This window comes from Paraburkholderia sp. J76 (assembly GCF_905220295.1).
Taxonomy (GTDB): Bacteria; Pseudomonadota; Gammaproteobacteria; order Burkholderiales; family Burkholderiaceae; genus Paraburkholderia.
This window is the reverse complement of the sequence record NZ_CAJMZJ010000003.1, coordinates 47,073-67,999: the sequence shown is the minus strand read 5'-3', so window position 1 is coordinate 67,999 and position 20,927 is coordinate 47,073. Positions and strand designations below refer to the sequence as shown.

At 66.2% G+C, this 20,927-nt stretch carries 20 protein-coding genes; 12 read left to right on the top strand and 8 right to left on the bottom strand.

Annotated elements, in window-relative coordinates; all coding sequences use genetic code 11:
• Positions 1-116: 116 nt before the first annotated feature.
• Positions 117-689 carry a LuxR C-terminal-related transcriptional regulator gene (locus U5768_RS06900; protein ID WP_322029656.1) on the top strand — a complete coding sequence of 191 codons (573 nt, stop codon included), beginning with the start codon at positions 117-119 and terminating at the stop codon, positions 687-689.
• Positions 690-726: 37 nt separating this feature from the next.
• Here U5768_RS06900 and U5768_RS06895 read toward each other — a convergent pair whose 3' ends face one another.
• Both U5768_RS06895 and U5768_RS06890 read right to left on the bottom strand, forming a co-directional pair.
• On the bottom strand, positions 727-1,167 hold the full coding sequence (locus tag U5768_RS06895) for a thioesterase family protein (protein WP_322029655.1): 441 nt from the start codon (positions 1,165-1,167) through the stop codon (positions 727-729).
• A 65-nt stretch (positions 1,168-1,232) separates the two neighbouring features.
• Positions 1,233-2,012 carry an SDR family oxidoreductase gene (locus tag U5768_RS06890; protein WP_322029654.1) on the bottom strand — a complete coding sequence of 260 codons (780 nt, stop codon included), beginning with the start codon at positions 2,010-2,012 and terminating at the stop codon, positions 1,233-1,235.
• Positions 2,013-2,189: 177 nt separating this feature from the next.
• Here U5768_RS06890 and U5768_RS06885 point away from each other — a divergent pair, with 177 nt between their 5' ends.
• Entirely contained in the window at positions 2,190-3,863 is a 1,674-nt protein-coding gene (locus tag U5768_RS06885; RefSeq protein ID WP_322029653.1) for an electron transfer flavoprotein-ubiquinone oxidoreductase, read from the top strand.
• Between the two features lie 97 nt (positions 3,864-3,960).
• On the opposite strand, the gene aroC is transcribed toward U5768_RS06885, so the two are convergent.
• From aroC to U5768_RS06870, 3 genes are all read right to left on the bottom strand, one after another.
• Entirely contained in the window at positions 3,961-5,061 is a 1,101-nt protein-coding gene (gene aroC, locus U5768_RS06880) for a chorismate synthase (protein ID WP_322029652.1), read from the bottom strand.
• 87 nt (positions 5,062-5,148) lie between these two features.
• The gene (locus U5768_RS06875) at positions 5,149-7,128 is read right to left on the bottom strand and encodes an MFS transporter (protein WP_322029651.1); all 1,980 of its coding nucleotides are present in this window, start codon (positions 7,126-7,128) and stop codon (positions 5,149-5,151) included.
• A gap of 102 nt (positions 7,129-7,230) precedes the next feature.
• Complete coding sequence (locus tag U5768_RS06870) at positions 7,231-7,686, bottom strand: CBS domain-containing protein (RefSeq protein ID WP_158757482.1); 456 nt, start codon at positions 7,684-7,686, stop codon at positions 7,231-7,233.
• 294 nt (positions 7,687-7,980) lie between these two features.
• On the opposite strand from U5768_RS06870, the gene U5768_RS06865 reads away from it, so the two are divergent.
• From U5768_RS06865 to U5768_RS06855, 3 genes are all read left to right on the top strand, one after another.
• Positions 7,981-9,327, top strand: a complete 1,347-nt coding sequence (locus U5768_RS06865) for an O-acetylhomoserine aminocarboxypropyltransferase (protein ID WP_322030050.1) — start codon at positions 7,981-7,983, stop codon at positions 9,325-9,327.
• A complete protein-coding gene (locus U5768_RS06860) occupies positions 9,324-10,163 on the top strand; it encodes an alpha/beta hydrolase (RefSeq protein WP_322029650.1) in 840 nt (279 codons plus the stop codon). The genes U5768_RS06865 and U5768_RS06860 overlap by 4 nt, the downstream gene beginning before the upstream one ends.
• 88 nt (positions 10,164-10,251) lie before the next feature.
• Positions 10,252-10,572: a DUF962 domain-containing protein gene (locus U5768_RS06855; RefSeq protein WP_322029649.1), complete on the top strand. Its 321-nt coding sequence runs from the start codon at positions 10,252-10,254 to the stop codon at positions 10,570-10,572.
• Between the two features lie 45 nt (positions 10,573-10,617).
• Here U5768_RS06855 and U5768_RS06850 read toward each other — a convergent pair whose 3' ends face one another.
• Positions 10,618-11,919, bottom strand: coding sequence for a YihY family inner membrane protein (locus tag U5768_RS06850; RefSeq protein ID WP_322029648.1), 1,302 nt, complete (start codon positions 11,917-11,919; stop codon positions 10,618-10,620).
• Between the two features lie 107 nt (positions 11,920-12,026).
• On the opposite strand from U5768_RS06850, the gene wrbA reads away from it, so the two are divergent.
• From wrbA to U5768_RS06830, 4 genes are all read left to right on the top strand, one after another.
• Positions 12,027-12,644, top strand: coding sequence for an NAD(P)H:quinone oxidoreductase (wrbA, locus tag U5768_RS06845; RefSeq protein WP_322029647.1), 618 nt, complete (start codon positions 12,027-12,029; stop codon positions 12,642-12,644).
• Positions 12,645-12,703: 59 nt separating this feature from the next.
• Positions 12,704-13,060, top strand: a complete 357-nt coding sequence (locus U5768_RS06840) for a DUF2069 domain-containing protein (protein WP_322030049.1) — start codon at positions 12,704-12,706, stop codon at positions 13,058-13,060.
• A 130-nt stretch (positions 13,061-13,190) separates the two neighbouring features.
• Positions 13,191-14,627, top strand: a complete 1,437-nt coding sequence (locus tag U5768_RS06835; protein WP_322029646.1) for an FAD-binding oxidoreductase — start codon at positions 13,191-13,193, stop codon at positions 14,625-14,627.
• Between the two features lie 35 nt (positions 14,628-14,662).
• Positions 14,663-15,469 carry a metallophosphoesterase gene (locus U5768_RS06830; RefSeq protein ID WP_322030048.1) on the top strand — a complete coding sequence of 269 codons (807 nt, stop codon included), beginning with the start codon at positions 14,663-14,665 and terminating at the stop codon, positions 15,467-15,469.
• A gap of 47 nt (positions 15,470-15,516) precedes the next feature.
• Here U5768_RS06830 and U5768_RS06825 read toward each other — a convergent pair whose 3' ends face one another.
• Complete coding sequence (locus U5768_RS06825) at positions 15,517-15,648, bottom strand: hypothetical protein (RefSeq protein WP_322029645.1); 132 nt, start codon at positions 15,646-15,648, stop codon at positions 15,517-15,519.
• A gap of 165 nt (positions 15,649-15,813) precedes the next feature.
• The gene (locus tag U5768_RS06820; protein WP_322029644.1) at positions 15,814-16,752 is read right to left on the bottom strand and encodes a LysR family transcriptional regulator; all 939 of its coding nucleotides are present in this window, start codon (positions 16,750-16,752) and stop codon (positions 15,814-15,816) included.
• A 155-nt stretch (positions 16,753-16,907) separates the two neighbouring features.
• Between U5768_RS06820 and U5768_RS06815 the strand changes: the two genes are divergently transcribed.
• The 3 genes from U5768_RS06815 to U5768_RS06805 are packed head-to-tail and all read left to right on the top strand — an operon-like array spanning position 16,908 to position 20,889.
• Complete coding sequence (locus tag U5768_RS06815; protein ID WP_322029643.1) at positions 16,908-18,458, top strand: efflux transporter outer membrane subunit; 1,551 nt, start codon at positions 16,908-16,910, stop codon at positions 18,456-18,458.
• A gap of 9 nt (positions 18,459-18,467) precedes the next feature.
• On the top strand, positions 18,468-20,699 hold the full coding sequence (locus U5768_RS06810) for an FUSC family protein (RefSeq protein WP_322029642.1): 2,232 nt from the start codon (positions 18,468-18,470) through the stop codon (positions 20,697-20,699).
• Positions 20,689-20,889 (top strand): DUF1656 domain-containing protein, encoded by a 201-nt coding sequence (locus U5768_RS06805; RefSeq protein WP_322029641.1) that lies wholly within the window; start codon positions 20,689-20,691, stop codon positions 20,887-20,889. Before U5768_RS06810 ends, U5768_RS06805 begins: the two co-directional genes overlap by 11 nt.
• The last annotated feature ends 38 nt before the right edge of the window (positions 20,890-20,927 follow it).

The window sequence follows — 20,927 nt, the reverse complement described above, 5'->3', positions numbered from 1 at the left end:
CAAACGAGCCGCGCGAGCTTTGAAAACTGCTCCTCCGTTGGGTGCAAAGCGTACGCTGCCCCGCTGTTGCGGCACAATACGCAAAACTACATAAAGCAATACCCGCACCGTCCGCCATGGCCGCTTCCACCCAAACCGTCGAACGCTCCGCTCTCGACTACCAGACCGCGTTCCATCTCGCGCCCATCGGCCTCGTGCTTGCGCGCGAGCGCACCATCGTCGATTGCAACGAGCAGGTCGCCGCCATCTTCGGCTGCGCGCGCGAGACGCTGATCGGCCAGTCGTTTCAGGTGCTCTACCCTTCGGCGGACGAGTTCGAGCGCATTGGCGCGCGCATTCCGCCGATCATGACAGCGCAAGGCAGCTACGCCGACGACCGCATCATGAAGCGCGCCAACGGCGAACTATTCTGGTGTCATGTCACGGGGCGCTCGCTCGATCGCACCGAGCCACACGCGGCGGGCGTCTGGACGTTTGAAGACCTGAGCGCGACGCGCCGCGTCGCTATCGAACTCACGCCGCGCGAGCGCGAGATCGCCGCGCAGCTCGTTACCGGCAAGACCAGCAAGCAGATCGGGCGAATTCTCGATATCAGCCCGCGCACCGTGGACGTCTATCGTGCGCGCCTCATGCGCAAGTACGACACGGGCAACGCCACCGAACTGCTGCAACGGCTTCTCGGCCAGTAAGGGCGCGCTTTGCCGGGCGGCCCGGGTCGCCCGGCGCTCAACCTACCCGGTCGGACTTGACGAGGCCCGCATGCTCGATGGTCGCGCGCAGCATGTCGGGAATCGGCACCGATTTGCCCGCCGCGTAGTCGATCCACACGCAGCGCGCATTTCCGCGTGCGTAGAGAGCGTCCGGCTCGTCGGCGCGGCGCAGTTCGAAACCGGTGTCGAAGCTGCTGCGGCCTGGCTGACCGACCGTCATCGTGCAAACGATGTCGCCGGGGTAATGCAGTTGCTTGAGGAATTCCATCGAAGCATTGACGATCACCGGCCCCTGGCCGTCGCCGCTCTCCGCGGCCACGCCCAGATGCTCGAACCAGGAAATCCGCACCTGCTCCATGTAGCGGAAATAGACCGTGTTGTTCACATGGCCGAACGCGTCCATGTCGCCCCAACGGATCGGCATGGTCATTTCAAATACGGGGTGGTAGTCACTCATTGCACTTCGACTTCTCGTTGTTGCTAAAAAACGGAATGCCGGCCGGCGGCCGGACTCGCCTGCGCTCAGGTGAGCCCGAAGCCGTCGTCAGCGGTGATGATCGAGCCGTTAATGAACGACGACTCGTCGGCGGCCAGCAGCAGCAGCAGGCCGTCCAGGTCCTCCGGCTTGCCAACGCGGTGGCGCGGCAGCATCGAAACGAGCTTTTGCCCCTGCTCCGTCGACCAGTGGTGATGGTTGATCTCCGTGTCGATATAGCCTGGGCAGATCGCGTTCACGTTGATGCCGTGGCGGCCCCATTCGAGCGCCATCGCCTTCGTCATATGAACGACCGCCGCCTTGCTGATCGCGTACAGGCCGATTTGCGGCAGCACGCGCAGGCCCGCCACCGAAGCGATATTGATGATGCGGTACGCGGGCTTCGCGCCGCCGCCGTTGCCGCGCATGATCATGCGCCGGGCGACTTCCTGGGCCACGAAGAAAGCGCCGCGCGTGTTGGTGTCGAATACGTACTCGAAGTCGGCTGGCGTTACGTCGGCGAGCTTTTGGGTGGTGGAAACGCCCGAGTTGTTGACCAGGATGTCAATGGTCCCCGCCTCGGTTTCCGCGTGCGCGACCGCGGAGCGGATGCTCTGATAGTCAGTCACATCGAGCGACACGACGTGCGCCGCGCCCCCGTTCGCCTCGATTTCGGCGCGCAGCTCCTTCAGGCGCTCCACGCGGCGGCTCGCAAGCACGACTTTCGCGCCCGCCTGCGAGAGCACCTGGGCGAAACGCTTGCCGAGCCCGCTGGAGGCCCCCGTAATCATCGCGACCTTGCCTTCCAGATTGATCGAACGGCCCATTTCCGGTTCCTGTTCAAAGGTGAATAAGCGCCAGAACGCGGCCTTGATGGCCACGCCAAATCCGGCGCCTTAGAATAGAACGGTCGTGCTAATGTTACCCTGTTGGGTTGCGGCACGGGGAACGTTACCCGACAATACGAACCCGAAAAAAGCATTCTAATGGCAAGAGGAGCATTGATGACCCCCGCAAGTCTTTTGGAGCAATACGGCCCACGCGAGTCGATGGAATACGACGTGGTGATCGTCGGCGGCGGCCCCGCCGGGCTGTCCGCCGCGATCCGCCTGAAGCAGCTGGCCGCGGAAAAGGGCGCTGAAATCGGCGTCTGCGTGCTGGAGAAAGGCTCGGAAATCGGGGCGCATATCCTCTCGGGCGCGGTCATGGATCCGCGTGCCCTGAACGAGCTGATGCCGGACTGGAAAGAGCAAGGCGCACCGCTGAACGTGCCCGTGACCGAGGACAAGTTCCTTTTTCTTTCCGAAACGGGGGCTAAATCCGTGCCGAACTGGGCACTGCCCGACAACTTCAAGAACCACGGCAACTACGTCATCAGCCTCGCCAATGTCACCCGCTGGCTGGGCCAGCAGGCCGAGGCGCTGGGCGTCGAAATCTTCCCCGGCTTCCCGGCTGCCGAAGTGCTCTACAACGACGATGGTTCCGTGAAGGGCGTCGCCACCGGCAACATGGGCGTGGGCAAGGACGGCGAGCCCACCGAAAACTTCCAGCTCGGCATGGAGCTGCACGCGAAGTACACGCTGTTCTGCGAGGGCTGCCGCGGGCATCTGGGCCGTCAACTGAACGAGAAGTTCAAGCTCGGCAAGGACGCGGACCCGCAGGTCTACGGCATCGGCATCAAGGAACTGTGGGAGATCGATCCGGCGAAGCACCAGCCGGGCCTCGTGATCCACACGGCCGGCTGGCCGCTCGAATCGGACACCTACGGCGGCTCGTTCCTGTACCACATCGACAACAACCAGGTGATGGTGGGTTTTGTCGTCGGCCTTGCGTACCAGAACCCGTATCTCTCGCCGTTCGAGGAATTCCAGCGCTACAAGACGCATCCGGAAATCCGCAAGTACCTCGAAGGCGGCAAGCGCGTGTCGTACGGCGCGCGTGCGATCACGGCGGGCGGCCTGATGTCGCTGCCCAAACTCGTGTTCCCGGGCGGCGCGCTCGTGGGCGACGATGCGGGCTTTCTGAACGCCTCGCGCATCAAGGGCAGCCACGCGGCGATCAAGACCGGCATGCTCGCGGCCGATGCGGCGTTCGAAGCCGTGCAGGCCGGGCGCACGGGCGACGAACTTGCTGCGTACCCCGAAGCGTTCAGGCGGTCGTGGCTTTACACGGAGCTGTACAAGGCGCGCAACTTCAAGCAGTGGATGAGCAAGGGCCTGTATCTGGGCACGCTGATGGTGGGCATCGAGCAGAAGCTGCTGGGCGGCAACGTGCCGTGGACGCTGCATCACCAGCATCGCGACCACGAGATGCTCAAGCCCGCTTCGCAGTGCAAGCCGATCGAGTATCCGAAACCGGACGGCAAGCTCACGTTCGACCGGCTTTCTTCGGTGTTCATCTCGAACACGAACCACGAGGAGAATCAGCCGGCGCACCTCACGCTGAAGGACGCGAGCGTGCCCGTGAACGTGAACCTGCGCACCTACGCGGGCCCCGAAGCGCGCTTCTGCCCCGCTGCGGTGTACGAGTTCATGAAGAACGACGACGGCAGCGACCGCCTGCAGATCAACGCGCAGAACTGCGTGCACTGCAAGACCTGCGACATCAAGGACCCGACGCAGAACATCGTGTGGGTCACGCCCGAAGGCGGCGGCGGTCCGAATTATCCGAACATGTAAGTTCGGCAGGACGCAAAAAAAAACGCTTCAGGTGCGAGCCCGAAGCGGTTTTTTGTTGCCCGCGCAACGAGTTCGGCTCACGCCGTACCGGTCGGCGTCACTCGTCGCTGGCCGCGATCTTCGGCGTCGTCACGACGACGTCGGCATTCTGCGCGCGGTGGCGCAGGGCATGATCGATCAGCACGAGGGCGAGCATGGCCTCGGCGATCGGCGTCGCGCGAATGCCCACGCATGGGTCGTGGCGGCCGAAGGTCTCGACCGTCGCGGGCTCGCCCGCCTTGTCGATCGAGCGGCGCGGCGTGCGGATGCTGGAGGTCGGCTTGATGGCGATAGAAACGGTGATGTCCTGCCCGGTCGTTATGCCGCCGAGCACGCCGCCAGCGTGGTTGCCGTGGAAACCGTTGGGCGTGAGTTCATCGCCGTGCACCGAACCGCGCTGCGCGACGCTCGCGAAGCCCGCGCCGATCTCCACGCCCTTCACCGCGTTGATGCCCATCATGGCATGCGCGATATCGGCGTCGAGCCGGTCGAAGAGCGGCTCGCCCCACCCCACCGGCACGCCGCTCGCCACCACGTTCACGCGCGCGCCAATCGAGTCGCCGTCCTTGCGCAACGCGTCCATGTAGTCCTCGAGTTGCGGCACGACGTCGGCGTTGGGCACGAAGAACGGATTCTCGTGCACGTGCTCCCAGCTCACGAACGGCACGTCGATCTCGCCGAGCGCGCGCATGTAGCCGCGCACTTCCACGCCGAAGCGCTCGCGCAGCCACTTCTTCGCAACGGCGCCCGCCGCGACCGTGGGCGCCGTGAGGCGCGCCGAGGAACGGCCGCCGCCGCGATAGTCGCGAATGCCGTATTTCTGCCAGTAGGTATAGTCGGCGTGACCGGGGCGGAAGGTCTCGACGATGTTGCCGTAGTCCTTGCTGCGCTGGTCGGTATTGCGGATCAGAAGCGCGATGGGCGTGCCCGTCGTGCGCCCTTCGAAAACGCCCGAGAGAATCTCGACCTTGTCCTCCTCCTGGCGCTGCGTCACGTGACGCGACGTGCCGGGACGGCGGCGGTCGAGGTCGATCTGGATGTCGGCTTCGGTCAGCGCGAGGCCGGGCGGGCAGCCGTCGATGACGCAGCCGATGGCCGGACCGTGGGATTCGCCGAAGGTGGTAACGGTGAAAAGCGTACCGAGCGTGTTGCCGGACATGGCGGTCGTCCAAAGTGAATCGGGTAATCCAATATTATGCCAGCCCACGCGCAGCGACGCCCGACCGGGCGGTCGGGCGAGCCCGCATTAGCGCCGCGCGCCGCGCAGTTCCGCCACCGTTTCCTGCAAACGCTCCAGCGTGGCGTCGGCGGCCGCGATCGGCTCGCCCACCGCGAGCGTCAAACGGCTCGTCAGGCCGCGCCGCAGGGGCCGCTCCTGCCCGGACGCCGGAAAGCGCGAAAACGCGCTGCCCCAGAGGCCGCGCAACGCCATCGGCACGACAGCAACCGGCGTGCGCCCCAAGATCTCGGTCACGCCGTGCCGGAACGGGTTCATGTCGCCCGTGCGCGTGAGCTTGCCCTCGGGAAAGATGCAGACGAGGTCTCCTTCGGCCAGCGCGGCCGCGCATGCGTCGTAAGCGGCGGCGAGCGCAGACGGGTCTTCGTGCGCGGGCGCAATCGGAATGGCCTTGGCATGACGGAACACCCAGCCGAGGAACGGCGAGCGGAAGATCTGCCGATCCATCACGAAGCGGATCGGCCGCGGGCTCTCGGCCATGATGACGATGGCATCGACATAGCTCACGTGGTTGCAGACGAGCACCGCCGCGCCCTCGCGCGGTATGCGTTCGGCATGCACGAGCCGCACGCGGTAGACGGTATGGACGAGCACCCACGCCATGAATCGCAGCAGGAACTCGGGCACGAGCGTGTAGATATAGGCCGCCACGACGATATTGAGGAGCGCCGTGGTGAGAAAAATGCCGGGAATGCCGACGCCCGCGGACGTGAGCGCCATCGCCATGAGTGCCGAGACGATCATGAAGAGCGAATTGAGAATGTTGTTCGCGGCGATGATGCGCGCGCGGTGGCTCGGCGCGCTGCGGCTCTGGATCAACGCGTAGAGCGGCACGCTGTAGAAGCCGCCGAACATGGCGAGCAGAAACAGGTCCGCGAGCACGCGCCAGTGCGCGGCGGTGCGCAGGAATTCGCCCACCGAAAGCAGATGGGGCGCGGCGGGCAGCGCATGGCTCGCGAAGAACAGATCGATGCCGAACACGCTCATGCCGATGGAGCCGAGCGGCACGAGGCCCACTTCGATGCGCCGCCGCGAAAGCCGCTCGCACAGCAGCGACCCCAAGCCGATGCCGAGCGAGAACATCGCGAGCAGCAAGGTCACGACGTCGGGGTCGGCCGACATCACGTCCCTGGCGAAATTGAAGAACGAGGCGAGAAACGTCGCGCCGACGAACCAGAGCCACGAGATGCCGAGCAGACTCAGGAACACGGTGCGATTGCCGCGCGCGAGACCCAGGTTGCGCCAGGTTTCGGTGAACGGATTCCAGTTGATGCGCAGATCCGGCTGCGATGGCTCGCACGGCGGCACGAAGGCCGAAGCCACACGCCCCGCCAGCGCGATGCCGATGCACATGCCGCCGAGCCACCAGGCGCCGGCAGGCGGTCCTTCAACCACGGTCGCGGACGTCGCATCCATCGCGCCGATACCCGCCGCCACGCCCCCGACGATCGTGCCGAGCAGGATCGCGACGAACGTGCCCATCTCGACGAGCCCGTTGCCGCCCACCAGTTCGTCGGGCGCGAGCCGTTGCGGGAGATACGCGTACTTGACCGGCCCGAACACGGTGGAATGCACGCCCATGAGGAAGGTGCACGCGTAGAGCAGCGGCGCGCTGTGCATCCAGAAGCCGGCCGCGCCGATCAGCATGACCGCGATCTCGAAGGTCTTGACCCAGCGCGTGAGCGTCGCCTTGTCGTACTTGTCGGCGACCTGACCCGAAGTCGCGGAAAACAGCACGAACGGCAGGATGAAAATAGCCGAGATGAGGAAGGCAACCGTCTTCGGATCGACGCCCGAAAACCGCGCAGCCTGATACGTAACGAGCGAGGTGAAGCCGATCTTGAAGACGTTGTCGTTCATCGCCCCGAGAAACTGCGTCCAGAAAAACGGGGCGAAACGACGCTGGCGCAGCAGCGTGAATTGCGAAGCGTGGTCGTGGTGCGCTTTGCGCTCGTCGCGCTGCGCTGCGGGCATCGGTCTATCGTTCATCGATCAGGAATCGCACTGACGGAATTCATGGCGCCCAGACGCGAAAAAGCGCGCCGGACGCGCGCTTTTTCATGCTGACCACCGCAGGGAAACGGCCCACGCTCAACGCGCCGGCTGACGCTCCTCTTCGGGCCAGTCGCGAATATAGGCCTTCAGCAGCTTGTTTTCGAAGCCCTGCGCTTCCACCACGGCCTTCGCCACGTCGTAGAACGAGATCACGCCCATGAGCGAGCGGCTTTCCATGACCGGCAGGTAGCGCACGTGATGTTCGAGCATCATGCGGCGCACTTCGTCGACCTCGGTTTCCGGCGTGCAGGTGATGGGATGATCGTCCATGACCTTGCGGATCGTCGTGGTGCCGACGCTGCCGCCGTTGGCGCGCAGCGTGAGGATGATCTCGCGGAACGTGAGCATGCCGACCAGATCGCCGTACTCCATGACGACGAGCGACCCGATATCGTGCTCGGCCATGGTATTGACTGCCTCGTGCAGCGCAGTATCGGGCGTAACGGTATAGAGCGTATTGCCCTTTACCTTGAGGATGTCGCTGACACGCATGATGTGTCTCCAGGAATGCCGCTAGTAATGGGGGAAATGCTGAAAAGATGGCTACCTGATTCGATCCTAGCGGAAAGACTGTTAAAAGGAAAGCCGCGCGGCGGGCGGTCCGCGGGGCCCCGAAACGTCTGCCGAAAGCCGTTGCGAGGCGTTTTCCGGCGCGGTTCCCGCCGCTCCCGAGGGCCTTCGTCATGCCCAGAAACGCCCGGCGGCGCGCCCCCGCGCCCCGCCGCCGGTGTTACGATGCCCTTCACCTTCGACACCAGGCCGGTTCGCGCCGGCCGCGCCGCCACGATGTCCTCGACGCCTGCATTGACTCCGGATACCCGCTTCGACACACTCGCGCTGCACGCCGGCGCGGCGCCCGATCCCGCCACCGGCGCCCGCGCGACGCCGATCTATCTCACCACTTCGTTCTCGTTTCGCGATACTGACCACGCCGCCGCGCTCTTCAACATGGAGCGCGCGGGCCACGTGTATTCGCGCATCTCGAATCCGACCGTCGCGGTGTTCGAGGAACGCGTGGCCGCGCTCGAAGGCGGCGCGGGCGCGATCGGCACCGCGAGCGGCCAGGCGGCGCTGCATCTCGCGATCGCCACGCTGATGGGCGCGGGATCGCACATCGTCGCCTCGGCGGCGCTCTATGGCGGCTCGCACAATCTGCTGCACTACACGCTCAGGCGCTTCGGCATCGAGACGACCTTCGTCAAGCCCGGCGATCTCGACGCCTGGCGCGCCGCGCTGCGGCCCAACACGCGCCTGCTGTTCGGCGAGACGCTCGGCAATCCGGGCCTCGACGTGCTCGACATCGAGGCGCTCGCGCACATCGCGCATGGCCACGGCGTGCCGCTCCTCGTCGATTCGACGTTCACCACGCCTTACCTGCTGCGGCCCTTCGAGCACGGCGCGGATCTCGTCTATCACTCGGCCACGAAGTTCCTCGGCGGCCATGGCACGACGATCGGCGGCGTGCTGGTCGATGGCGGCACGTTCGACTTCGACGCGTCGGGCCGCTTTCCCGAACTCACCGAGCCCTATGCGGGCTTTCACGACATGGTGTTCAGCGAGGAGAGCACGGTGGCGCCCTTCCTGTTGCGCGCGCGCCGCGAGGGCTTGCGCGACTTCGGCGCGTGCCTGCATCCGCAGGCCGCGTGGCAGTTGCTGCAAGGCATCGAAACGCTGCCGCTGCGCATGGAGCGGCATGTGGCGAACGCGCGGCGCATCGTCGAATTTCTCGCCGCGCATGAGGCGGTCGAATCGGTCGCGTGGCCCGAACTGCCGAGCCATCCCGATTACGCGCTCGCCAAACGCCTGCTGCCGCGCGGCGCGGGCGCCGTGTTCAGCTTCAACCTGCGCGGCGGACGCGCGGCGGGCAAGCGCTTCATCGAGTCGCTCACGCTGTTCTCGCATCTGGCCAACGTCGGCGACGCGCGCTCGCTCGTGATCCACCCGGCCTCGACCACGCATTTCCGCATGGACGCCGCCGCGCTTGCCGCCGCCGGCATTGCGGAAGGGACGATCCGGCTTTCGATCGGACTCGAAGATTCCGCCGATCTCGTCGACGACCTCAAGCGCGCGCTGAAGGCGTCGCAGAAAACGGATGCGTCCAAGGCCAAGGGCGCCGGCAAGGAGGCGTCATGATCGTCGATGTCGCCGGCAAGCCGGTTTATGTCTACACGGCCTCGCGCGCGATCGACCGCGCGCTGCCGTTCGCGGTGTTCGTCCACGGCGCGCAGCACGACCACAGCGTCTGGGCGCTCCAATCGCGCTATTTCGCGAACCACGGCTTCAATGCGCTGGCCGTCGATCTGCCCGGCCACCTGCGCAGCGCGGGCCCGGCGCTCACGAGCATCGGCGCGCTCGCCGACTGGCTGGCCGCGCTGCTCGACGCGCTCAATGCACCGCAGGCTCTCGTCGCCGGCCACAGCATGGGCTCGCTCGTCGCGCTCGAATTCGCTGCGCGCCATCCCGAGCGCGCTCAGCGCATCGCCCTGCTCGCCACCGCGTTCCCGATGACCGTGGCGCCGACCTTGCTCGAAGCCGCGCGCGAGCGCGAGCCGGAGGCCATCGCGCTCGTGAATGCGTGGTCGCACTCGACGCTCGCCGCCAAGCCGTCGAGCCCCGGGCCCGGCTTCTGGCTGCGCGGCATGAACGGGCGCCTCATGGAGCGAGCCTCCGCGCGCGGCGAGCCGCAGCTTTTCCATACCGATTTCGCGGCGTGCAACGCCTACGCGGATGGACTGACCAGCGCCGCGAAGGTGCGCTGCCCGGTGCGCCTGATCGTCGGCAAACGCGACGCGATGACGCCCCCGCGCGCTGCGCGCGCCCTCGCCACGGCAATCGCGCAAGCGGGCACGCCCGTGGATACGATCACGCTCGACGCGGGCCACGCGCTGATGACCGAGCAGCCCGACGCGACGCTCGACGCGCTCTATGCTTTTGCAACGCAGCAAGCGCCGCGCGCGGGCAACAGCTAACGCGAGCCCTGGTTGCACGGTCGTTCGGAACGCCGGAAAATGGCGGCATGAACCATCCCCCGCGTGCTCACGCGGCAAGGAGGAGACGATGCAACCCACCACGCATACCGAGCATTTTTCGAGCTTTGCGCAGTTCTATCCGTTCTACCTGAGCGAGCACAGCAATCTCACGAATCGGCGGCTGCATTTCATCGGCTCGCTCGGCGTGATCGGCTTCGTCTGCATGGCGATCGCCACCGGCAACTGGCTCTGGCTGCCGCTCGCCGTCGTGTGCGGTTACGGCTTCGCCTGGGTCGGACATTTCAGGTTCGAGAAGAACCGCCCGGCCACCTTCCGCCACCCCATCTATAGCCTGATGGGCGACTGGGTCATGTTCGCGGATATCTGCCGCGGCAAGATTTCGCTCTGATTCGAATGCGCCGCACGGCGCGCCGCGCACGGGCGCGCCGCATCGTCACGCCGCCGGATGCGGAAGTCCCGGCGGGTGCTCTTCCGTCAGCGCCGGCACACGCCGCGCGGCAAGCAGCGACGCGAGCGAAATGGCGAGCTTGTCGTTGTCGAGCGCGCCCAGCAGCAGGTGCGCGTCGATAGTGCTCGACTTGAGCTGATACGCCAGTTCCTCGCGATCGATCGCGAAGCGGTTGAAAATGCCCGCGACCGAAATGCGCGCGGGATTGCCGATCAGCAGGAACAGCGTTTTCGCGCGTTCGTCCTGCTCGAGACGCCCCACGAGTTCGTCCTTTTCCAGACCGTTGATCAGCCGTGCGACCGTAGCCAGGTCGCGCCGCAAAAGCTGTGCGAGCTGCTCGGTCGTGCGCCCGGGCTCGCCGGCGTCGCGTGCATCGGCGAGACCTGCGAGCAATTCGAGCGCGTCGAGCAGGTCGCTGCCCGGAAAACGTGGCCGGTCGAAGCGCCCCGTGCGGATTTCGGGCAGCGCCGACGTGATCATCGCGCCCACGAGCGTGATGAACCAGCTCAGGTACATCCACAGCAGGAACATGGGCGCCGCCGCGAACGCGCCATAAACCGCGGTATAGGTCGGAATGCGGCGCACGTAATAGCCGAAGCCGCGCTTGGCCGCCTCGAACGCGATGGCCGCGGCGATGCCGCCCACCAGCGCATCGCGCCACTGCACGCGGCAGTTCGGCAGGTACACGTAGAGCATCGTGAACGCGAGCGCCGTGAGCGGCAGCGAAGCGCCGATGAGCATCCAGTCGAGGATGCCCGACACGTGCTGCTCGGTCGCGATCACGGCGGAACGCGTGAACACGTACGAGGAGATCGACAGGCTCACGCCGATCAGGATCGGCCCGAGCGTGAGGATGGCCCAGTAGACGAGCACGCGCTGCGCGAAGGGCCGCGCCTTGCGCACGCGCCAGATCAGGTTGAAGGCCGATTCCACGGTCATCATGGTCATGACCGAGGTGACGAAGAGCACGATCATGCCCATCGTCGTGAGCCCCTTGGCCTTCGAGGCGAACTGGTTCAGATACTTGAAGATCTGGCTGTTGATCTGCGCCGGCATGAGGTGGTCGGCGAGAAACGTCTGCAGCGAACTCTGGAACGAAGCGAAGATCGGGAATGCGGTGAAGAGCGCGAACGCGACCGTGGCGAGCGGCACGAGCGAGAGCAGCGTGGTGAAAGTCAGGCTGCCCGCGACCTGCGGAATGCGATCTTCACGGCTGCGCCGCGCCGCGAAACGCGCAAGCCGCTTCACGATACCCAGATCGATCCTCACCCTCGACAGCACATCCATTCGCCCGCCTTCCTCGCCACCGTGAACACTTCGCTTGCCGCGCCCGCCAGGAGCCGCATGGGCGGCAAACCCAGCCCCTATAATATCCCGTCCACCGACGAGGCCAGATGAAACCGATTCTTGTGCTTTATTACAGTCGACATGGCGCAACCCGCGAACTCGCGCGCGCGATCGCTCAGGGTGTCGACAGCGTTCCCGGCGCCGAAGCGCGCGTGCGCACGGTGCCGCCCGTCTCTACTGTCTGCGAGGCCACCGCGCCCGATATCCCCGCCGACGGGCCGCCCTACGTCGAACTGCGCGATCTCGAAGAATGCGCGGGTCTCGCGCTCGGTTCGCCCACGCGCTTCGGCAACATGGCCGCGCCGCTCAAGTACTTCCTCGACGGCACGACGCCGCAGTGGCTTTCGGGCGCGCTCGCGGGCAAGCCCGCTTGCGTGTTCACGTCGACGGGCAGCCTGCACGGCGGCCAGGAAAGCACGCTGCTTTCGATGATGCTGCCGCTGCTTCACCACGGCATGCTGCTCGTGGGCATCCCCTACACGGAAAGCGCGCTCACGACCACGCAGGGCGGCGGCACGCCCTACGGCGCCTCGCATCACGCGCGCCCGGACGCGCGCGGCCACGGCTTGAGCGCCGAAGAAAAGACGCTCGCGAGCGCGCTAGGCGTGCGGCTCGCGCGCGCGGCGCTCGCGCTCGCCAACACCGAATACGGCCAGCGGCCATGAACGCAAGCGTGACCGAGCCCATCGCCCCGCGTCGCGGCGCCGCGCTCGGCGCCTTTGCGATGCTCGCCGCGCTCACGCTGCTGTGCGTTGCGTGGGAATGGCGGCTCGCGCCGCTGCGTCCCGGCGGCAGCGCGCTCGTGCTCAAGGCCGTGCCGCTCGCCCTCGCGCTGCCCGGCGTGCTGCGACGCCGGCTTTACACGCTGCAGTGGGCGGCGATGCTCGTGCTGCTCTACTTCGCGGAAGGCATCGTGCGCGGCATGACCGATCCCGCGCCCGGCAACCTGCTGGGCTGGGTGGAAGTCGCGCTGGCTTTCGGCTTTTTCGCGTGTGCGCTTGCGTATGTCGCACCGTATAAGCGGGCTCACAAGCAGGCTCACAAGCAGGCCGAAAAGCTTGCCAGGCACGAGTCGCCCTGAGCAGGCGCGTTGCCCGCGAGCGCTGCGTGAAGGCTATCGCCGTGTCACACTAGGCATTTGAGCCTCGCGCCTGAACGACAATCGCGGCGCGCCCGCCAGCCCGGCGCGAGCCGCGAATCTCCGAGACATCATGACCGACTCCACCCCGACCGCCTGTCAAGCCTTCCTCGCCGCCTGCGCCGCCGCCATCGGCGCGCAATACGTGCTGACCGACGCGCACGACACCGCGCCCTACCTCGCCGACTGGCGCCGCCGCTATCAGGGCGCGGCCTTCGCCGTGCTCTGCCCGGCCAATACGCAGGAAGTCGCCGCGCTCGTGAAGCTCGCGCACGAGCATCGCGTCGCGCTCGTGCCGCAAGGCGGCAACACCGGCCTCGCGGGCGGCGCGACGCCCGACTCGAGCGGCAACCAGGCCGTACTGAGCCTGCGGCGCCTGAATCGCGTGCGCGAGATCGACGCGCACAACAACACGATCACCGTGGAAGCCGGCGTGATCCTCGCCGAAGTCCAGGCGCGCGCGAGGGATGCGGGCCGCCTGTTCCCGCTGTCGCTTGCCGCCGAAGGCAGTTGCACGATCGGCGGCAATCTCTCGACCAATGCGGGCGGCACCGGCGTGCTGCGCTACGGCAACACGCGCGAGTTGTGTCTCGGCCTCGAAGTCGTCACGCCGCAAGGCCAGATCTGGGACGGCCTGCGCGGGCTGCGCAAGGACAACACCGGCTACGATCTGCGCGATCTCTTCATCGGCGCGGAAGGCACGCTCGGCATCATCACCGCGGCCGTCATGAAGTTGCATCCGCTGCCGGCCGCGCGCGTCACCGCGCTCGCGGCGCTCGGCTCGGCGCATGCCGCCCTCGACTTTCTGGCGCTCGCGCAGCGCTACGCCGGGCCGTTGCTCACCGGCTTCGAGCTGATGTCGGACTTCTGCATGGAGCTGGTCGGGCGCCATTTCCCGCAACTGCGCTATCCGTTCGCGGAGCATCACGCGCAGGTCGTGCTGCTCGAACTGTCCGACAACGAAAGCGAGGAACACGCGCGCGCCCTCTTCGAGCGGCTCATGGAAGACGCGCTCGAGCAGGGTCTCGTGGAAGACGCCGTAGTCGCCGAAAGCCTCGCGCAGTCGCAGGCGTTCTGGAACATTCGCGAGCACATTCCGCTCGCGCAGGCGCAGGAAGGGTTGAACATCAAGCACGATATCGGCGTGCCGATTTCGCGCATTGGCCATTTCATCGAGGAAACCGACGCCGAGATCGCGCGCACGGTGCCCGGCGCGCGCATGGTCACCTTCGGCCATCTCGGCGACGGCAATCTGCACTACAACGTGCAGGCGCCCGCGGGCGGCGATCCCCAACAGTTCCTCGCCGAAAACGAAAAGACGCTGAACCGCATCGTCTACGACAGCGTGGATCGCCATCGCGGCACGATCAGCGCGGAACACGGCCTCGGGCAGTTGAAGATCGATGAGAACATGCACTACAAGAGCGAGGTCGAACTCGCGCTCATGCGCGCGATCAAGAGCGCGCTTGATCCGCAGAACCTCATGAATCCGGGGAAAGTGCTGCACTAGAAGCGGCGCTCAAAACGCCAGGAGCCGACATTGTGTTGAAGATCCGCGTGCTGTCCGACTTGCATCTGGAATACGACGAGCCCGACACGATCCCGCATGCGCAGGCCGATCTCGTCGTGCTCGCGGGCGACATCCACAATCACGGGCTCGGGCTGCGTTGGGCGGCGCAAACGTTCGATCCGCAGGTGCCGGTGGTGTACGTGCCCGGCAATCACGAATACTACGACGGCGAACTCGGTGCGCTGGAAACCGCGATGCGCGACGCCGCCGCCACGCTCGACAACGTGCATTTCCTCAACGACGGCGTGTATGTCGATCCGGCGGGCCGCTTTCGCGTGCTCGGCACCACGCTGTGGGCGGACTTCGCGCTCTTCGGCGCCGACGCTGCCACGCGTGAAGCCGCCATCGCGGCTGCCATGCGCGTGATGCTCGACTTTCGCGGATTGATCCAGGTGTCGTGGCCGGATAGCCCGCAAGCGAATGCGCGCGACTTCACGCCGGCGGACTCGCTCGCGCTTCACGCGCGCTCGCGGGCGTGGCTCGAAACGGAACTGGCCAGGCCCTTCGCGGGCGAGACGATCGTGGTCACGCATCACGCGCCGCACAGGCAAAGCCTCGCGCCGCGCTATGCGGAAGATCTGGTGTCGGCGGGATTCGTGAACGATCTCGACGCGCTGGTGCGCGCGCCCGTCGCGCTATGGATACACGGCCACACGCATACGTGCTTCGACTACACGGTCAACGGCACGCGCGTGGTGTGCAACCCGCGCGGCTATCGCGACCGCCGTACGGGGAAACCGGAGAATCCGGCTTTTGCATGGGACAAGGTGGTGGAAATCTAGCGAGAATCTGGCAACGCCCGGCGAAGCAGATGCGCCCGCTGTATGCGTTAGTCGTCGTGGCGCACGCGCAGCGTCACGGGCTGCAGTTGCGCGCGGCGCATGCGCAGCAGATCGCGCGAGGCCGCGATGCCGATCAGGCCCATCATCACGGCGATGCCGATCATCAGATGCGTATCCATGTCAATCCCGGTATTGGCGTATGAGTTGAAGGTTGCGTAAAACAGTCCCGCTACCTTACCAAGCCGCCGCGCCGCCGGGCGTAAGCAAGTGTTGCCATGTGCGCAAGCTGTAACAGGCTGTCACAGCCCGTATGCGCCGCTTGATCGGGCGCAAATGCGTTTGCCTCAGGTGCGCGCGAACTGGCGCAACTCGTTCTGGTCGCGCGCGAGCGTCGAAGGCAGGCTCTCGCGCAGCAGTTCGACCCAGGTGCGGATTTTCGCGTCGAGATACTGGCGCGACGGGTACACCGCAAAAACGTTCATCTCCTGCGACTTGTACTCGGGCAGGATCCACTGAAGTTCGCCGCTGCGCAGACCGCTGATCGCCGAATAGATCGGCAGCAGGCCCACGCCCATGCCCTCGCGCACGGCCACCGCCATCGCCTCGGCCACGTTCACCTGGAACGTGGCGGGACCGAGTTCGATGCTGCACGCGCCTTCGGGGCCCGTGAACTGCCACTGCGCGCTCGGGAACACCGGCGTCACCAACTGCAGACAGGTATGGTTCGCGAGATCGGCGGGCGTTTGCGGCACACCGCGCTTCTCCAGATACGCGGGCGATGCGCACGCGATGCTGAACGCGCTCGCAATGCGCTGCGAGACGAAGCCCGAGTCCGGCAGGTCGGTGGCGAGCACGAGGGCGACGTCGTACCCCTCGTCGAGCAGGTCCGGCATGCGCTGCGCGAGCGTGAGTTCCACGTGCACGTCCGGATAGAGCAACTGATACTGCCCCACCGCCGGCACCACGTAGTGCTGGCCGAAGCTCGTCATCGCGTGGACCTTGAGCTTGCCTGCGGGGCGCGCATGGGCGTCGCCGGCTTCCGCTTCGGCCTGATCGACGTAGGCGAGGATCTGCTCGCAGCGCTGGAGGTAGCGCTCGCCCGCCTCGGTGAGCGCGATGCGGCGCGTCGTGCGGTTCAAAAGCCGCGTGCGCAGATGCGCCTCCAGATCGGATACCGCGCGCGAAGCATAAGCCGTGGTCGTGTTCAGGTATTGCGCCGCGCCCGTGAAGCTGCCCGCCTCCACCACCCGCACGAATACACGCATGTTTTGAAGCGTATCCATACCAATCCTATATCTGACACAGAATTGTTACATATCCCGTAAGACCCATTGTCTCATGTTTCGTAAAAATGCCTTGCATCCTTACCAGTTATTCATCAATCCCGCAAAAAATATAATGACGCACAGTGATTCATAGTCAAGAAAAGGAGTAAATCGTGCAGTCTCCGGTACCGAAAGGACTCGCCGCACTCTCGGTTCTTACGTTCTCGTTGATAATCGCGGGCTGCGCCAGTACCGGGGGCATCGCACCGCAGGCGAAGCCGGCGCAACCCGCGCAACTCGACGCCGGTTCGGCGATCCGCGCGGCGAATACCGACGCAGGCTGGCCCGCCGGAGATTGGTGGCGCGGCTATAACGACCCTCAACTGAACGCCTGGATCGAAGCCTCGGTGGCCGGCAACCCCTCGTTTGCCGCCGCGCAGGCGCGCGTGCGCGAAGCGCGCTCGATGGTGGGCGTGGCGCAGGCCGGGCTCCTGCCGCAAATCAACGGCAGCACGTCCATCCAGCGTCAGCAATGGTCCGACAACGTCTATTACGGACCGGGGCCGCTCGCGGGCGCGAATACGTGGAACAACACCGCCACGCTCGGCCTCTCGTATCACCTCGACCTCTGGGGCCAGGACAGGAACAACGCGGAGCGCGCGCTCGACGTGGCGCACGCCACCGCCGCCGACGCGCGCGCGGCGCAGCTCGAACTCGAAGTCAACGTCACGCGCACCTACATCGAGATGTCGATGAACTACGCGCTGCTCGACATCGCGAAACAAACGCTCGCGCAGCAACAGCGCATTCTCACGCTCGCGCAAAAGCGCCTGGCGGGCGGCATCGGCACGCAGCTCGAAGTGAGTCAGGCGCAAACGCCGCTGCCCGAGTACGAACGCCAGATCGACGCGCTCGAGGAATCCATCGCGCTAGGCAAGAACCGGCTCGCGGCGCTCGCGGGCAAGGGTCCCGGCGCCGGGGAGACGATCCAGCGCCCCGCGCTCTCGCTCGCCGCGCCCGCGGGCCTGCCCTCGGCGCTGCCCGCCGAACTGATCGGCTATCGCCCCGACGTGGTCGCGGCGCGCTGGCTCGTCGCCGCGCAGGCGCGCGGCATCGACGTCGCCAAGGCGGACTTCTATCCGAACGTCAATCTGCTCGTTTCGATGGGCGGTTACGCGGCGGCCGGCCCGCTGTTCCAGTTCCTCAAGTCGATGAGCGGCAGCTATGCGGCCGGCCCCGCGTTCTCGCTGCCGATCTTCGACGGCGGACGCCTGCGCGCGCAGCTCGGCGCGCAGTCCGCCGCGTACGACATCGCGGTCGATCAGTACAACCAGACGATCGTCACCGCGCTCAAGGAAATCGCCGATCAGGTCGTGCGCATGCGCTCGCTCGCGACGCAGGAAGACGATGCGCACCGCTCGGTCGCGGCCGCGCAACGCAATTACGATCTTGCACAGGAAGGCTTCCGCCGCGGTCTGACCGACTATGTGAACGTGCTGATCGCGCAAACGCAGTTGCTGCGCGCGCAGGAAGGCGTCGCGCACATCCAGGCCGGGCGTCTCGCCGCGCACGCCACGCTCGTCGCGGCGCTGGGCGGCGGCATGATCGACGCATCGAGCGATGCCGCCGCGAAGGGGCCGACCGAAGCCGAGCAACTGCCCGCGCACGGCAAGAAAACGCGTGACGTGCCGCTCATGCCCGCCGCGCTGCTCGCGCCGCACTGAGGCCCGGCGATGCAAGCGTCCACCTCCTCACCCTCGCAGCCAGGCGGCCAACGCCTCTATACCGCGCTCGCCGACTGGGCGCGCACGGACGGCCTCGTCTGGCTCTATCTCTTCAAGGCGATCGCCGCCGCGCTGCTCGCGCTCGGCATCGCGATGAAGCTCGATCTGCCGCAGCCGCGCACAGCCATGACCACCGTGTTCATCGTGATGCAGCCGCAAAGCGGTCCCGTGTTCGCGAAAAGCTTCTACCGGATCTGCGGCACGCTCGTGGGCCTCGTGGTCATGCTCGCGCTGATCGGCCTCTTCGCGCAGCAGCCGGAACTCTTCATTGTCTCGACGGCGCTGTGGGTCGGCGTGTGCACCGCGGGCGCCGCGCGCAACCGCAACTTCCGCTCGTACGGCTTCGTGCTCGCGGGCTATACGGCGGCGCTCATCGGCATTCCGGCTTCGCAGCATCCCGATGGCGCGTTCATGTCGGCGATGACGCGCGTGGGCGAAATCTCGATCGGCATTCTGTGTTCGGGTTTTGTGAGCGCCGTGGTGTTTCCGCAGTTTACGGGCGAGCTGCTGCGCTCGAACGTGCGGCGCCGTTTCTCATCGTTCGTCGATTATGTTTCGGCGGCGCTGGCCGGGCGTATCGATCGTTCGCACATCGAAGCGAGCAATGCGCGCTTCGTCGTCGACGTCGTGGGCCTAGAGGCGAACCGCAGCATGGCCGTGTTCGAGTCGCCCGACGCGCGCATGCGCTCGGGGCGCCTCGCGCGTCTGAACACCGAGTTCATGACGGCCTCCACGCGCTTTCACGCGTTGCATCAGTTGATGAACCGCCTGCGCGCGGATGGCTCGTCGGCCACCGTCGATGCGCTCGAACCGTATTTCCGCGAGATCGCGCCGCTGTTCGCGAAAGCGGGCGAGCCGGTGCTCACGGCCGCCGACGCGACGCACGTCTCGAAGCAGCTCGACGACTATCGCTCGGCGCTGCCCAAACGCGTGCGCGCCACGCGCACCGAACTCGAAGCGCAAGGCAACGCGCGCCTGCTCGACTTCGACACCGCCACGGAGCTGCTCTACCGCTTCGTGCACGAAATGACCGAGTACACGGCCACCTACGCCTCGCTCGCCGTCGATACGCATTCGCGCGAAAAATGGATCGCGCGCTACGTGCCGAAGACGAACCTGATCGCGGCTGGCGTAGCGGGACTGCGCGCGGCGATTGTGATGACGCTGCTCGGCGCGTTCTGGATCGCCACCGCATGGCCGAGCGGCTCGACCCTCGTGCTCAACGCCGCCGCGACCTGCGCGCTCGCCTCGTCCGCGCCGCAGCCCTCGCGCATGGCCACGCAGATGGCGCTCGGCACCGTGCTCGCATCGCTCGTCGGCATGGTGCTCACATTCGGCGTATTTCCGCATATCGACGGCTTCGCGATGCTGTGCGTCGCGCTCGCGCCTGCCCTCGCGTTCGGCGTGTTCCTCACGACGCGCCCGAAGTACGTTGGTTACGGCGTGGGCTACTGCATCTTCCTGTGTTTTCTCGCGGGGCCGGACAACGTCGTGCAGTACAACCCCAGCAGCTATATGAACGATGCGCTCGCGCTCATCGCGTCGATGGCGGTCTCGGCGCTCGCGTTCGCCGTGCTCCTGCCGCCCTCCACGCCGTGGCTGCGCCGGCGGCTGCTGGCCGACCTGCGCGGCGGCGCGGTGCAGGCTTGCCGCGCGCGCCTGAAAGGGCTGCGCAACCGCTTCGAGAGCGGCGCGCGCGATCTGATGTTCCAGCTTTCGTCGATCGCCGGCAACGACGAAGCGCAATGCCGCGACACGCTGCGCTGGCTCTTCTCGACGCTCGAAGTGGGCAACGCCGCGCTCGATCTGCGCCACGAACTGGCCGCGCTGCCCGCGCATCCGCACTACGCGCGGGGAACGGCCTGGCGCGTGGCGATCGACGCGACGCTCAAAACCGTGAGCGCGCTTTTCGATCGCCCGGGCGAGGCGCGTTACCGCGATGCGCTCGCAGCGACAGCGCACGCCATCGACGCAAGCGAGACCGTGCTGCAAGGCATGTGGAGGTCCGAAGCGCACGGCGACACGCCGCCTCGCGAGGAGCGCCACCAGTTGCAGCGCATCCAGAGCCATCTGCATTTCATCCGCACCGCGCTCATCGACCCGCAATCGCCGCTCGCGGCCTACGCGGGCAGCGAGGGCGCGAACCGTGGCCCAACTCAAGGAGCCAACCATGCCTCGTGACGTCGCGTTTCTCGACGCCTATATCCCGGCGATCGTGCTGCTCTTCATTCTGGGCGCGGCCATCACCTGGGTGCTCGATTCCATGCTGGCCCGAACCGGCCTCTACCGGGTCGTGTGGCACCCCTCCCTCTTTCGCGTGAGCCTGCTCGTGGTCGTGTGCTGCGTGCTCGGCCTCGCGATTTATCACTAAATGCGCCGCTGAAGGCATCGCTGAACGAATCAACCGAA

Excerpts from the sequence above, each read along its gene's own strand:
- U5768_RS06850 (WP_322029648.1), bottom strand. The coding sequence starts at position 11,919 with ATGGATGTGCTGTCGAGGGTGAGGATCGATCTGGGTATCGTGAAGCGG.
- U5768_RS06895 (WP_322029655.1), bottom strand. The coding sequence starts at position 1,167 with ATGAGTGACTACCACCCCGTATTTGAAATGACCATGCCGATCCGTTGG.
- U5768_RS06900 (WP_322029656.1), top strand. The coding sequence starts at position 117 with ATGGCCGCTTCCACCCAAACCGTCGAACGCTCCGCTCTCGACTACCAG.
- U5768_RS06810 (WP_322029642.1), top strand. The coding sequence starts at position 18,468 with ATGCAAGCGTCCACCTCCTCACCCTCGCAGCCAGGCGGCCAACGCCTC.
- wrbA (WP_322029647.1), top strand. The coding sequence starts at position 12,027 with ATGAAACCGATTCTTGTGCTTTATTACAGTCGACATGGCGCAACCCGC.
- U5768_RS06865 (WP_322030050.1), top strand. The coding sequence starts at position 7,981 with ATGTCCTCGACGCCTGCATTGACTCCGGATACCCGCTTCGACACACTC.
- U5768_RS06855 (WP_322029649.1), top strand. The coding sequence starts at position 10,252 with ATGCAACCCACCACGCATACCGAGCATTTTTCGAGCTTTGCGCAGTTC.
- U5768_RS06835 (WP_322029646.1), top strand. The coding sequence starts at position 13,191 with ATGACCGACTCCACCCCGACCGCCTGTCAAGCCTTCCTCGCCGCCTGC.
- U5768_RS06805 (WP_322029641.1), top strand. The coding sequence starts at position 20,689 with ATGCCTCGTGACGTCGCGTTTCTCGACGCCTATATCCCGGCGATCGTG.
- U5768_RS06890 (WP_322029654.1), bottom strand. The coding sequence starts at position 2,012 with ATGGGCCGTTCGATCAATCTGGAAGGCAAGGTCGCGATGATTACGGGG.
- U5768_RS06875 (WP_322029651.1), bottom strand. The coding sequence starts at position 7,128 with ATGAACGATAGACCGATGCCCGCAGCGCAGCGCGACGAGCGCAAAGCG.
- U5768_RS06840 (WP_322030049.1), top strand. The coding sequence starts at position 12,704 with ATGCTCGCCGCGCTCACGCTGCTGTGCGTTGCGTGGGAATGGCGGCTC.
- U5768_RS06825 (WP_322029645.1), bottom strand. The coding sequence starts at position 15,648 with ATGGATACGCATCTGATGATCGGCATCGCCGTGATGATGGGCCTGATC.
- U5768_RS06820 (WP_322029644.1), bottom strand. The coding sequence starts at position 16,752 with ATGGATACGCTTCAAAACATGCGTGTATTCGTGCGGGTGGTGGAGGCG.
- U5768_RS06870 (WP_158757482.1), bottom strand. The coding sequence starts at position 7,686 with ATGCGTGTCAGCGACATCCTCAAGGTAAAGGGCAATACGCTCTATACC.
- aroC (WP_322029652.1), bottom strand. The coding sequence starts at position 5,061 with ATGTCCGGCAACACGCTCGGTACGCTTTTCACCGTTACCACCTTCGGC.
- U5768_RS06860 (WP_322029650.1), top strand. The coding sequence starts at position 9,324 with ATGATCGTCGATGTCGCCGGCAAGCCGGTTTATGTCTACACGGCCTCG.
- U5768_RS06885 (WP_322029653.1), top strand. The coding sequence starts at position 2,190 with ATGACCCCCGCAAGTCTTTTGGAGCAATACGGCCCACGCGAGTCGATG.